The organism is Chryseobacterium sp. CBTAP 102 (assembly GCF_003201365.1).
Taxonomy (GTDB): domain Bacteria; phylum Bacteroidota; class Bacteroidia; order Flavobacteriales; family Weeksellaceae; genus Chryseobacterium; species Chryseobacterium candidae.
In genome coordinates this window covers 458,344-472,228 of the sequence record NZ_QICX01000001.1, presented here as the reverse complement: position 1 = coordinate 472,228, position 13,885 = coordinate 458,344, and the positions used below count along the sequence as shown (strand labels likewise).

Sequence of the window (13,885 nt, the reverse complement as noted above, 5' to 3'; positions counted from 1 at the left end):
AAATTTTTATAAGCTTAAAATCACTCCATTTTCCTTCAATTGCTGCATCGGTTTTGAGAACCAAAACAGCTCAAAATCATCAAAATTTTCCTCAAATTGATTTTTAAGTTGTTGAATTGTAGGTTTTTTAGAATTTTCAATAGCATTCTCTTCCAATATATTCATCAGCCATTCTGCCTTTTCCTGTTCCAGTTCAACCTTTACAATATTGGTTTTTAGGTGGAATGTAAGCAACGTATACGTACCAGAATATTTCTTTTTATTTTTTACGCGATTCTCAGCGATTACGTTTTTGGTTAAAAAGATGACTTTGGAATTGGTCTTCAATTGAAACTGCCCATCTTCCAAAAGACAATCGTGAATATAATCCGGATGAATGGTTGTTCTTGGAATTTTAAAATCAAACCATTCCTGAAGCGGCAGTTCGAAGTTGATTCCATGCATATAATTGAATAAAGATTTTTTTAACCCGAAGCTGAACTTGTTATGATCAATTCCTGTTTTATCCTTAAAGTCAATATCATTATTGGCAAACAGAATTTCCTGCTTTACCGGAACTACTCCAAAATCTTCCGGACTCATTCCAACGGGTGAGTGAGCAGTCATCGCAAACTGATGCCAGAATCCACTTTGAAGAATTCCCATCTCAAACATTTGCCTCACCATTTCTAAGGAATCGACAGTTTCCTGAACTGTTTGGGTAGGGTAACCATACATCAGATAAGCATGAACCATAATTCCTGCTTCTGTAAAATTTCTGGTTACATTGGCAACCTGTTCTACAGAAACTCCTTTATCAATTAATTTCAGCAGTCTGTCACTCGCTACTTCAAGTCCTCCGGAAACAGCCACGCATCCCGAAAGCTTCAGGAGGTAACATAAATCACGGGTGAAGCTTTTTTCAAAACGGATATTGGTCCACCACGTTACCACAAGATTTCTTCTGAGAATTTCCAGAGCAACCTCTCTCATAAGGGCAGGCGGTGCAGCTTCATCTACAAAATGGAATCCTGTCTCACCGGTTGTCCGGATTAATTCTTCAATCCGGTCTACCAGAATTTTAGCAGAAATAGGTTCGTAGATTTTAATATAATCTAAAGAAATATCACAGAATGTACATTTTCCCCAGTAGCATCCGTGTGCCATGGTCAGCTTATTCCACCTTCCGTCGCTCCATAAACTGTGCATCGGATTGGCAATTTCGATAACGGAAATATATTGATCCAGTTTTAAATCTGTATAATCGGGAGTTCCTGTTTCAGACTGTTTGAAGTCATGCCTTTTAGAATTGTTCTTATAGACGACTTCTTTATTTTCGAGAAGAAAAGTTCTTTTAAACTCAGCTTCCTCAGTGGCAATTTCTAAATTTTGGTGAAGAAGTTCCAACGGAAGCTCACCGTCATCTAAAGTAATAAAATCAAAAAATTCGAATACTCTCTGATCTTTGACTTCTCTTAATTCGGTATTGGGAAATCCTCCTCCCATAGCGGTTTTAATGTGAGGATAATGCTTTTTGATCCATTGGGCACATTTGAAACCGGAATAGAGGTTGCCGGGAAACGGTATTGAAAAGCAAACCATTTTTGGCTGAACAGTTTCTATTTTTTCACGAAGAATTTTTAATGTAAATTCATCAATAAATGTAGGCTCACCCGATAGTTTTGAGTATAATTCGTTAAAAGAATTGGCACTTTTTCCGAGACGTTCCGCGTATCTGCTGAAACCAAAATCAGCATCGATATTTTCTACAATATAATCGGAAATATCTTCTAAATAAAGCGTTGCCAGATGTTTGGCTTTATCCTGAAGACCCATGTTTCCAAAAGCAAATTCCATATCATCCAGCTGGTTGAAACGGGAAGCTTCGGGAAGGAAGTTCATGCTGCAGATCTGTCTGGCCAGTGTAGGTGTTTTTCCCTGTAAAAAAGGAATTACCTGATCTATCGTTTTTAAATACTCTTCTTTTAAAGCATAAATTCTCTGGGAGTTTTCAGAGGTGTTCTGAAGATCAATTTCTGTATTGAAAACCTTGCGGATTCCATCCTTTGAAAATAATTCCAAAATAACATCGATCCCCAAATCTGCCTGATAACTGGAAATATCTTTGGTATTTAAAAATCCTTTAATATAAGCCGTTGCAGGATAAGGAGTGTTAAGTTGGGTAAAAGGCGGAGTAATAAGAAGCAGGTCTTTCAACAGAAATTTTTTGCAAAGTTATTCTAAAGTTTTTTCAGAAAAAAATTTTTTCTCCTGATTATAAACATTGAGAAAAAGTCTTAGCAATATTGCGTCTTATTAAAATCTGATTCTGTCACAATTCTTTTATTTCCACTCTATAAAAATAAAAAAGTAGTTTAAAATAAATTCGCAGGTCTGTTAAACAAAGCATCGGTTGTATTATTCTCAATAAAACTTAGGAAAGCATTTTCATCAAAATATCCATCTTCATCAAGAATTACCGGATTTAATAGTCCGATTTCACTGGGCTTTTCCAGGCTGATATTTTCAATAAATTTTCCGGTCTTGCCTGTGATCTCATTGTGAAAACTGATTAAGTATCTGGAATAAATATTTCCTTCTGCAACAGTGTAATGTCCGTTTTCTGCAATAAGGGAAGTCATAATACTTCCTCCGATGTAGGTTTCATTATCATTTCCTGAAGCACCAAACAATACTTTTGAGGTAACATTTCCAGAGCAATACAGTGACCCATTGATGATGATATTTTCTGCCTTTATATTACCTGTAACTATAAGAACAATATAATCTTCAACAAACAGTTTTTTGGATACATAAAGATCACCTTCTACAAGAATAATTTTATAGCCTTCACCTTCTTCGGTAATCAGTTCAAGAGAATTACCATTTTCATTTTGTATAAGGACAATCTCAGGAGCATCATCTTCATGATTAATATGCAGAGAGGCTTCTTTTATCTTTTCCGCTGTTTCATCATCCAGCATTTCGAGAAATTCAGCAAGACTTTCCTCATCTAAATAGCTTTCTTTGAAAAAATTGTTTTCCAGAGCTTCATGAGCAATGCTGTATAGATTTTCTGATTTTTCTTTGAGCTGTTTGTATAGTTGATCTTTGGTAAGTTTTTGCAATTCTTTCATCGGCTTTTAAAAGTATATACATGGGGCTTTTCAGTGGGGAAACACCTATTAATAGACAGATGCAATATAGTCAGATAAATTTTGTTATGCCAGAAAGTAGAGGATTTATTTTTTTAAATATTTTTCTTATGGATGACTTTTTGAGCTGAAATATCAGATTATTTCACAATTAGTTTTGGAGGTTCTGTATGCGTTTGCTTTGAAATATAGTAAGTTTTGAGAAAGCTCAGTCAATAGAAAAGCCAGACTCGTCAAGAAGTCCGGCTTTATATTATATTTTTATATCAGTCTAATAATTTATCCTAAATGTGACCTGTTTTCTTTTGGTCTCCAATCACATTCAGGGTAACTCCCAAAAGAATTAAAGTAATCCCGATAAGTAAATTGGGAGTAAATTTTTCATGAAACATCAGGACACTGATCAGTACAGCAACTACAGGTTCCAAAGCTCCTAAAATTGCAACAGGAGTAGAACCGATATATTTAATACCATATACCAGACAAAGACTGGAGATCACCGTAGTAAGAAATGCAAAAACAAGAAAATTAAGGAAAATCTCTGTTGAAGGTATAGCAAACGACGCATGAGCTGTTACAGCTTTGGACATAAAGAACATTGAGGTGAAAAGCATTGAGTAAAACGTAAGCTTGAATCCGGATACCTTGATATTCGATTTGTTGACGATAACCATATATAAGGCATAGAACAGTGAGCTGAGCATGACGATTCCCAATCCTGCAAAATTGATTTCCAGTCCGTTTCCTTTTAAACATAAAACAATAACTCCCGCGAATGCCAGAAGTAAAGAAACTCCGGATAATCTGGTAAGCTTCTCTTTGTAAAAGAAAAACATGATCAGTGCTACAATGACCGGGTAAACAAATAAAACGGTGGAGGCAATTCCTGGTGTTAGGAAATCATATCCTAAAAACAAAAATTCAGAAGAAAGGGCATAACATACTCCAAGGATGGCAAGAATTAAGGCTTCTTTCTTATTGATTTTAAAACTTTCTCTGGAATACAGCAGATATCCTCCCACCATTAAAGCTGAAAAGAAAAATCTGTAAAACAGTGTGATATCCATTGAAAAGTGTGCCCGCTTCACAGGCAGAATAAAAATCGGAATCAGACCATATGAAACAGCCGATAAAATTCCCAGTGTGTAACCTCTAAGTTTCATTTGCTTTTATAGGTATTAAACAAAAAAGCCACTGAATCAATCAGTGGCTTTCTTTATTTTTTAAGATTAAATCGGTTTAAAACTCAATCCTTGTTCCTGCAGTAATTTTTGTTCCTGCTCTTTGTAGTAGCCACCTACTAATTTATCATGAATTGCTTCAAACGCTGCCAGAGTTTCATTGATCTCTGCATCTGTATGAGAAGCGGTAGGAATCAGTCTTAAGAGAATCATTCCCTTCGGAATGACCGGATAAACCACCACAGAGGTGAAAATACCGTAATTTTCCCTTAAATCTTTAACCAATAGAGTAGCTTCTACCGGGGTTCCCTGCATCATTACCGGAGTTACACAAGTATTTGTGTCACCAATATTGAATCCTCTTTCTTTAAGTCCGCTCTGTAGTTTTTCAACATTCTCCCAAAGTTTAGCTTTGATCTCAGGTCTTGATCTCAAAAGCTCCAATCTTTTTAATCCTCCGATTACCATTGGCATCGTAAGAGATTTTGCAAAGATTTGTGATCTCAGGTTGAATTTCAGATATCTGATAATTTCTTTATCACCCGCAAGGAATGCTCCGAAACCAGCCATCGATTTAGCAAAAGTAGAAAAGTAAACATCAATCTGGTCGTTACAATCCTGTTCTTCACCTACACCAGCACCTGTTTTACCAAGAGTTCCGAAACCATGAGCATCATCTACCAATAGTCTGAACTGGTATTTTGACTTAAGATCACAGATTTCTCTGATTTTTCCCTGTTGTCCTCTCATCCCGAAAACCCCTTCTGTAATTACAAGAATACCTCCTCCTGTTTCTTCAGCCACCTTGGTTGCTCTCTGAAGATTTTTCTCAAGGCTTTCCATATCGTTATGCTTGTAGGTAAATCTCTTACCGGAATGAAGTCTTACTCCATCCACGATGCAGGCATGAGAATCCATATCATAAACAATCACATCATTTCTGCTTACCAAAGCATCAATGGTAGAAACCATTCCCTGATAACCAAAATTCAACAGGTATGCTGACTCTTTTTTTACGAAGTCTGCCAATTCTCTTTCCAACTGAAGGTGCTGGTCTGTTTCTCCAGACATTGCTCTCGCTCCCATTGGATAGAACATTCCATATTCTGCAGCCGCTTTTGCATCCGCTTCTATTACTTCAGGATGATTACACAATCCTAAATAGTCATTGGCACTCCAGAAAATTACTTCTCTCCCCTGAAACTGCATTCTAGGGCCAATAGGACCCTCTAATCTTGGGAAAATAAAATAGCCTTCACCATAATCTGCAAATTGTCCAAGTGGTCCTGGATTTTCTTTTATTCTTTCAAAAATATCCAACATTGTATCGTAATTTTTAAGTAATAAAGCCTTTTTTGTCTGAATACGCAAAAGGCTTTATTTATTTGTATCGTGATTTTATTCTTTTTTACTTGATAAACTCAGTTTTGAAAACTTCGTCATAGTTGTGAACACAGTTGTTGACAAATCCCTGTTCCGCCATCCATTTGTCACTGTATACTTTAGTGATGTATCTGGAACCGTGGTCAGGATATATTAAAACAACTACGTCATTTTCTGTAAGTTCATGAGACTGGGCATACTGTATTAGTCCCTGCGTTACAGCTCCTGTAGTATAACCTCCCATGATAGCTTCTTTTAAAGCAATCTCACGGGTTCTGTATGCAGACATTTCATCATTAACCCTTACAAACTCATCTACCTTGTCGAAAAGCAGGGCAGAAGGGATCAGATTTTTACCCATTCCCTCAATCTGATAAGGGTGTACATCTTCTTTGTGTATTTCTCCTGTTTCGTGATAGCTTTTAAGAATAGAACCGTCTGCGTCTACACCAATAATTTTGATATCCGGATTTTTTTCCTTCAAAAATTTGGCAGAACCAGACAATGTACCCCCAGTTCCGGTGCACGCAAAAAGGTGAGTAATCTTACCCTGTGTCTGTTCCCAGATCTCGGGACCTGTTGTCTGATAGTGTGCATCAATATTCAGTTCATTAAAATATTGATTGATGTAAATAGAATTAGGAGTTTCCTGAGCGATTCTTTTAGCTACTTCATAATATGATCTTGGATCATCTGCCGGTACATTGGCCGGGCATATGTACACCGTGGCTCCCAATGCTTTCAGATAAGCAATCTTTTCAGGTTTTGTTTTATCACTTACTGCAAGAATACATTTATATCCCTTAATGATACATACCATCGCAATAGAAAATCCGGTATTACCGGAAGTAGTTTCTACAACTACAGAATCTTCCTTTAAAAGGCCTTTTTTTTCTGCGTTCTCTATAATATGAAGTGCGATTCGGTCTTTGGTGGAATGTCCAGGATTATATGATTCTAACTTGGCATAAATGGTTGCTGGAATATCTTTTGTAACAGTATTTAGCTTCACCATCGGAGTGTGTCCTATCAGGCCAAGAATATTATCGTAAACATTACTCATTATTTGTTATTTTCAATAAAAATCTGACTGCAAAAATACAAAAAAATAAATAATTACTAAACTTTTGTTTGATTTCTAGGGCATAGTTTTGTAAAAGTTATTTTCGTATTTACAGTTTTGACACGTCTATAATCGCAAATATTACGCCAAAATTTTTAAATTTTGTTAAAACCCGCATAAAATAAGATAAAAGCCTTATTTTCGCATAATTGATTTAATACTATGAAAAATTGGACTTTTAGGCAATGGAACACCGTTTCAGGATGGGTGATTTTCGTTATTGCTTTCTTCACGTACTTGTCCACCATAGAACCCAATTTCAGTTTCTGGGATTGTGGCGAGTACATTTCTTCTGCAGTAAAACTTGAAGTAACGCACGCTCCCGGAGCGGCTTTATTCCAGATAGTGGGTGCCGTGGCAGCCATTTTTGCATTAGGGAAAGGCGAAAACTATTCTATCGTGATCAACGCGATGTCTGCATTGTTCAGTGCGCTGACTATTTTATTTTTGTTTTGGACGATCACTCATTTTGTGAGAAGACTTTTAAACAAAGATTTTGAAGAAATTACAAAACATCAGGAAATTTCTATTTTATTTGCCGGAGCGGTAGGAGCGCTTTGCTTTACGTTCTCAGATACATTCTGGTTCTCGGCAGTAGAAGGTGAAGTTTACTCTATGGCTTCTATGTTTATCGCGCTTTTGGTCTGGTTAATCACCAAATGGGAGAATGAGTATAAAGCGGGAGACAGTGAAAGATGGATTATTCTTATTTTCTTTGTTTTAGGACTTTCTGTGGGTGTGCACATGATGTGTATGCTGGCAATTCCTGCAGTATGTCTGGTATATTATGCAAGAAATTACAAGTTTACCTGGAAAAACTTTATCTGGGCAAACCTTATCACATTGGGGATTTTGATTATCGTTTTCAAAATTATTTTCCCTTTAATTATGACGATGTTCGGAAGACTTGAGATTTTCTTTGTGAATGGTCTTGGACTTCCTTTCCACTCAGGAACAATTGCTGCATTTATTTTAATGGTAGCGATTTGCTATTTCTTAATCAAATATGCAAGAAAAGCAAAAAGAAACATCTATCAGACGGCTGCATTATCTGTAGTCTTCATGATGATCGGGTTCTCCTGCTGGATGGTGATTCCTATCAGAGCGAATGCCAACCCTCCAATGAACCTTAACGATCCGGATACGGCAATTGGTATGCTGGATTATTATAACAGAGAGCAGTATGGTGACTGGCCAACAATCTACGGGCAAAATTACACAGCATTCCTTGATGCTAACGGAATTGAGAAAAACGAAGACGGAAGCTTCAAAACACAAAAAACCGGGGAAATCTACGAAAAAGATGAAAAAACCGGAACGTACAGAAAAACCGGAGACCGTTTCAATTATGTATTCAACAAGTCTCAGGTGAGCTTAATGCCAAGAATGTTTAATGAGGATAAGGATGTAATGGCGAACTATATTTCTATGTATGGTGCTCCTGATTTTACCTTCAACTATGGTAATGAAGATGTGGCAGATAATCCTCAGGCTAAGCAGATTTTTGATGAGCTGAGAGCTAAATACGAAGACAAATCTATTACAGCTTCAGATTATCTGAAAGTAAAGCCTTATAACCTGATCAATGTTCAGAAGCCTTCATTACTTCAGAATATGGATTACTTTATTACTTTCCAGAACGGATATTACTTTGTAAGATATCTGATGTGGAACTTCGTGGGAAGACAGAATGACCTTGAAGGAAACATGGAAAGCACAAAAGGAAACTGGATTTCCGGAATTCCTTTTATTGACAATGCTGTGGTAGGAAATCAGGATAAAATGCCTGCTAAATTCAAGAATGAAAGTACGGTAAAATTCTTCTTCCTTCCATTAATTTTAGGTTTGATCGGATTCTTTTTCCAATTGAACAGAGACTTCGGAAGATTCTATGCACTGTTATCTTTATTTATTTTAACAAGTGTAGGAATTGTTTTCTACACAGGGGTAAAACCTTTTGAACCGAGAGAAAGAGATTATGCAATGGTAGGTTCATTCTATGCATTTGCAATCTGGATTGGTTTGGGAGCAGGAGCAATCTTATGGTTCTTACAGTCTAAAATAAAATCAAACGGAGCTAACATTGCTTTAGGAGTGGTTTTATTAGGAGTACCTTTCATGATGGGCTTCCAGAACTATAATGTTCATGACAGAAGCAACAGATATACAGCATACGATTATGCATATTCAGTATTAAAATCATTACCGAAAAATGATATCCTTTTCGTTTACGGAGATAACGATACTTATCCGGTTTGGGCAATTCAGGAGACAGAGCAGTTCAGAGATGATGTGAAGGTAGTAAACTTTACCCTTGCTTCAACTCCATGGAACCTTGATCAGATTAAAAGAAGAACGTACAACGCTATGGGAATCCCTAGCCAGTTGACACATGACGATTACAGAGATGGTGTAAATGATCAGATCTATATGATGAAGAAAGAAGATTGGGAAGGTGTTTTCTCTATGTTGAAAGAACAGGGAGCACCGGAAACAGAATTCCAGTCTTTCAGAAAATATCTTACTCAGGATTCTTTAACACTGAAACAGGCTATTGAATTCATTAAGTTCAAATCTCCTGAAAAAGACGAGTTATTGAAAATGTACTTCGGGGAAGAGAAGTTTGAGAAATACAATATTCTTCCGGTTAACAAATTCATCCTTCCGGTGAATAAAGAAAATGCTTTGAAAGCAGGAATCATCAACAAAGAAGATCTTCCAAACGTAGTCAATCAGATTATGATTACTTACAAAGGAAACACATTGTATAAGAACAACCTTATTTTGATGGATCTTTTAGCGAACTTCGACTGGAAGCGTCCGATCAACTTTTCATCAGGAGGCATTTATGACAGTGAGAATATTTTCTATCTGAACGATTACCTTCAGTTTGACGGATTCAGCTACAGATTAATTCCTATCCAAACGCCTCCGACAGCTGACGGCGATATGGGAAGAGTAGATGCCAATTCTCTTTATAACGTAGTGAAAAACTTCAGATGGGGGAACTTTAAGAACTTAAATACTCACTTTGATGAAACGGCTACTTCCAATATCATCAGCTACAGAATGTCTGCAAGCAGAGCGGCAGCAGCCCTAGCATTAAGCGGACAGAAAGCTAAAGCATTGGAAATTCTGGATCTAGCAGCAAAAGAAATTCCGGCAGAGAAATATAATGATCCCCGTTCTTTAAGCTCAATTGTTTCAGGATACATCATCGCAGGACAGGAGCAGAAAGGTCTTCAGCTTGCTGAGGTACTTAAGAAAGGAATCTTTGAAGAGTATGATTATTATTTAAGTCTTTCTAAAGCAGATCAAAGCTATCTGAGAAGACAAATGAGAACAAAACCTATGGAATATTCTCTTGTGGTTTCTGCAGTAACGGATGCTTACACAAAGATCGGACAGAAGGAAAAAGCATATGCTTATCTGGTAAAATCTATAGAGCCGATTGACAAGAAGTTCAATGTATTTATCAAAGATCTTCAGGAAATGGGTAGAGAAAAGGCCATGAAAGAGTCTGAAAATGTACAGCAGATCACGCCGTTCTATCAGTACTTGTTTGATGTGATGGAACCTTATGATTCTACTTATTCAAAAGAAAAAGAAAATCAGATTACGACTGCGATTATTAAAGCAACAAAATAAAATATTGTAAAACGGAACTTCGGTTCCGTTTTTTTATTATTGGCAATCCTGAATTTTAAGGTTATATTTGTGGAAGTAAAAATACATAATGTCCGAAACACAAAATAGCAAATTCCCAATCTATGCCGTCATTGCTACGGTTCTTTTTAAGCTTCTTTTTTTATTAACGCACTACATTCAGGAAGATGCATTTATTACCTGGAGGGTTGCTCAGAACCTGTTGGATTATGGAGTAATCGGCTTCAATGGCGATACCAAGATTTCTGCATCTACAACACATCTGTATGTTTTTGTATCCTATATTTTCAATCTTGTTTTTGGAAAAGAAAACTTTATTGAACCTCTTTTGATTTTTAACTCCCTGCTGTTTACCATAGGAACTTTATGGCTGTCTCATTTGGTTCTTAAAAACCCATGGCATAAAGCGATCTTTATATTTCTGATCGGTATTTTGCCGCCTTCCATTAAAATTTCAATCCTCGGTATGGAATACGGAATTCTGTTTTTTCTGGAGATGGCATTGCTGTATTACGGTTTCCATAAAGGGAAAAAATGGGTGTTAACATTTCTTCCTGTTTTAATCATGTTTACAAGGATTGATACAGTAATCTTCCTGGGAATTGTATTTCTTGTGGATCTATTCTGGAACAGAAAAATCAGATGGAATTATATTTTTGGCGGAGCTTTGGGAGTCTTAGCTACGGTTGCTTTCAACTGGTTCTACTTTGGAGAATTAGTTAATAATACCATTACTGCGAAAAAATTGCTTTATAGTGAAAATTTTACGGTCCAGCAGCATATCGGATATTTCTTTAAAAGTTTTGGAAACTTCTGGGGAATGCTGAAAGTTCCGGGAGATTTCAATCCTCTGACAATTGTAATAATGATTTTTGAATTACTTTGCTTTATTTATCTCATCAGGCAAAGGGAAAAAAGAAACTACTTTTTGTGGATGATTTTTCTTTTCGGATGGGCAAAACAAATTATATTCATTTCTCAGAAAAGCTTGTTCGACTGGTATTACTGGGTACCGCAGCTTTTGCTTTTTGTTCCTGTTCTTATTTTTGTACTGGAACAGAAGGAAAAGAAAAAACTATGGCTTTCATTACTCATTATATTCTATATTTTCCCGATGCTTATTTTCCAGACGGTTCACTGTATTGCAACAGGAAACGGAGAGTGGAATTACCGCAGAACAATTGGTACGTTTTTACATCAATATGAAAAAGATAAAAACCAATGGATTTTACTGGAACCGGCGGGCTATGTTCCTTATTTTTCAGGATTAAAAACAATTGATGAGGTGGGATTGGTAGATAAGCAGATTCAGGAAGAAATTAAAAAAGATAAGGTCAATTACTGGATCAACACCGTAAAAACAAGAAAACCGAAATATCTTCTTTCTTATCAGAATTTATACGAAGGAAACAACGCGAATTCATTGTACTATCAAACCCATTATAAACTGCTGAAAGAATTCCGTGTGAAAGATCATCTGAAAAGCGACAATAAGATTCTGGAAAAAATTTATCATCTCAAACCTTCCGGAACAGACTATAATTTGTACATTAGGGTTGATTAAAAGATTGAAATATTTAAAAATTGAAAGAATTCAGAAAAAAAGTTTTATAATAACTCTAATACTCTCAAACCCTCCGACCCCAACAATCACTGCAACCTGATATCTAAAACCTGATCCCTGAAAAAGATGAAATACTGTGCTTTTCTCCGTGGCGTCAACGTAAAAGGAACCAATATGAAAATGGCTGATGTATGCCAGGTTTTTAAAAATGCCGGAATGAAGGATGTGAGTTCAATTCTGGCTTCAGGAAATATTGTTTTTTCTTCGGATAAAAAGGTAGAGGAACTGAAAACCATTTTGGAAAAAGCGATGTCGGAACATTTTTCTTACGAAGCCTTTTTATTTGTAAAATCTCAGGAAGAGATAGAGGTGTTCTGGAACAGTATTCCTTTCGAAAAGAATGAAAATTTTCATATTTATGGTTTCTTAGGAATTCCTGGAGTGGAAAAGGTTTTGATGGAGGAGTTTAAAAAAGCGGCACAGGCTGAAAACGAAAAGGCAGAAATTATTAATGATCTATTTTACTGGCAGGTTCCGAAAGGAAGTACCTTAGATTCTACTTTCGGGAAAGTTTTAGGAAAGAAAAGTCTTAAAGATCAGTTTACCAGCAGAAATGTGAATACATTTGAAAAGATTCTGAAGAAATTCTAATAAATCATCGCGGATGCTTCGACAGGCTCAGCATGACATCGTTATAAATTAACTTTGTTTGCAAAGACTTTAAATTGTAATATTTCAGTATCGATTAACATATCATCTTGTAAATGTTAATAAAGCAGTTAGTATTAGAGCTGTCATGCTGAGCCTGTCGAAGCATCTATCAATTATCAAGTACACATTAGCATATAGTATTAGAGTTCTCATGCTGAGTCTGTTGAAACACCTATCTATTATACCGCAAATTCAAAAATCCAAAAGACTCAAAAACTCATGCAGCCATAGCCTGTTAAAGCAATCAAATAATTTCCATTTGTGAAACTTTCTCAGTATTTTTACTGAACTTTTTAATTACAATAAAATGATTCAGTATTTAGATAATATTTCGCACAAAGATTCAAAAAACTTTTTCCTTATTGCCGGACCTTGTATCATTGAAGGAGAAGATATGGCGCTAAGGATCGCTGAAAAAGTAATCAATATCACAGATAAATATAATATTCCCTATATTTTCAAAGGAAGTTTCAAAAAGGCTAACAGAAGCCGTGTAGATTCTTTCACAACCATTGGTGAAGAGAAATCTCTTGAAATCCTTAAAAAAGTAGGAGAGACCTTCAATATTCCTACCACTACAGATATTCATGAGAATGAACATGCGGCACTGGCAGCACAGTACGTAGATGTTTTACAGATCCCTGCATTCCTTGTACGCCAGACAGACCTATTGGTGGCTGCAGCACAAACCGGAAAATGTGTTACTTTGAAAAAAGGACAATTTCTTTCTCCGGAAGCCATGAAGTTTGCCGTTCAGAAAATTACAGATTCTGACAATCAGAAAGTAGCCATCATTGAAAGAGGAAACTCTTTCGGTTATACTGATCTGATTGTGGATTACAGAGGAATTCCTACTATGAGAGAGTATGCTCCTGTGATTCTGGATGTTACACATTCTTTACAGCAGCCTAATCAAAGCTCAGGAGTTACAGGAGGAAGACCGGATCTTATTGAAACTGTTGCCAAAGCAGGAATTGCAGTTGGAGCAGACGGAATTTTCATCGAAACTCATCCTACACCCGAAACGGCATTATCTGATGGTGCCAACATGTTAAGATTAGATTTATTAGAAGATTTGTTACAAAAATTGACAAGAATTAGAGAATCGATTTTGTAATTGTTA

General features: G+C 36.3%; 9 protein-coding genes. 4 read left to right on the top strand and 5 right to left on the bottom strand.

What is annotated here, in order from left to right:
- Nucleotides 1-6: 6 nt before the first annotated feature.
- The 5 genes from C8D70_RS02135 to C8D70_RS02115 all read right to left on the bottom strand — a co-directional run bounded on the left by C8D70_RS02135 (nt 7) and on the right by C8D70_RS02115 (nt 6,761).
- The gene (locus C8D70_RS02135; RefSeq protein WP_110366244.1) at nt 7-2,196 is read right to left on the bottom strand and encodes a B12-binding domain-containing radical SAM protein; all 2,190 of its coding nucleotides are present in this window, start codon (nt 2,194-2,196) and stop codon (nt 7-9) included.
- Between the two features lie 158 nt (nt 2,197-2,354).
- Nucleotides 2,355-3,116: a hypothetical protein gene (locus C8D70_RS02130; RefSeq protein WP_110366243.1), complete on the bottom strand. Its 762-nt coding sequence runs from the start codon at nt 3,114-3,116 to the stop codon at nt 2,355-2,357.
- A gap of 302 nt (nt 3,117-3,418) precedes the next feature.
- Nucleotides 3,419-4,297: a DMT family transporter gene (locus C8D70_RS02125; RefSeq protein WP_110366242.1), complete on the bottom strand. Its 879-nt coding sequence runs from the start codon at nt 4,295-4,297 to the stop codon at nt 3,419-3,421.
- Between the two features lie 66 nt (nt 4,298-4,363).
- Nucleotides 4,364-5,635 (bottom strand): aminotransferase class I/II-fold pyridoxal phosphate-dependent enzyme, encoded by a 1,272-nt coding sequence (locus C8D70_RS02120; protein ID WP_181416087.1) that lies wholly within the window; start codon nt 5,633-5,635, stop codon nt 4,364-4,366.
- A gap of 88 nt (nt 5,636-5,723) precedes the next feature.
- Nucleotides 5,724-6,761: a PLP-dependent cysteine synthase family protein gene (locus tag C8D70_RS02115; protein ID WP_076594634.1), complete on the bottom strand. Its 1,038-nt coding sequence runs from the start codon at nt 6,759-6,761 to the stop codon at nt 5,724-5,726.
- 222 nt (nt 6,762-6,983) lie between these two features.
- On the opposite strand from C8D70_RS02115, the gene C8D70_RS02110 reads away from it, so the two are divergent.
- The 4 genes from C8D70_RS02110 (at nt 6,984) to kdsA (ending at nt 13,879) form a co-directional block, all read left to right on the top strand.
- Entirely contained in the window at nt 6,984-10,469 is a 3,486-nt protein-coding gene (locus C8D70_RS02110; protein ID WP_110366240.1) for a DUF2723 domain-containing protein, read from the top strand.
- An 88-nt stretch (nt 10,470-10,557) separates the two neighbouring features.
- Entirely contained in the window at nt 10,558-12,051 is a 1,494-nt protein-coding gene (locus C8D70_RS02105; protein ID WP_110366239.1) for a hypothetical protein, read from the top strand.
- A 126-nt stretch (nt 12,052-12,177) separates the two neighbouring features.
- Entirely contained in the window at nt 12,178-12,702 is a 525-nt protein-coding gene (locus tag C8D70_RS02100) for a DUF1697 domain-containing protein (RefSeq protein ID WP_110366238.1), read from the top strand.
- 367 nt (nt 12,703-13,069) lie between these two features.
- Entirely contained in the window at nt 13,070-13,879 is an 810-nt protein-coding gene (kdsA, locus tag C8D70_RS02095) for a 3-deoxy-8-phosphooctulonate synthase (protein WP_110366237.1), read from the top strand.
- The last annotated feature ends 6 nt before the right edge of the window (nt 13,880-13,885 follow it).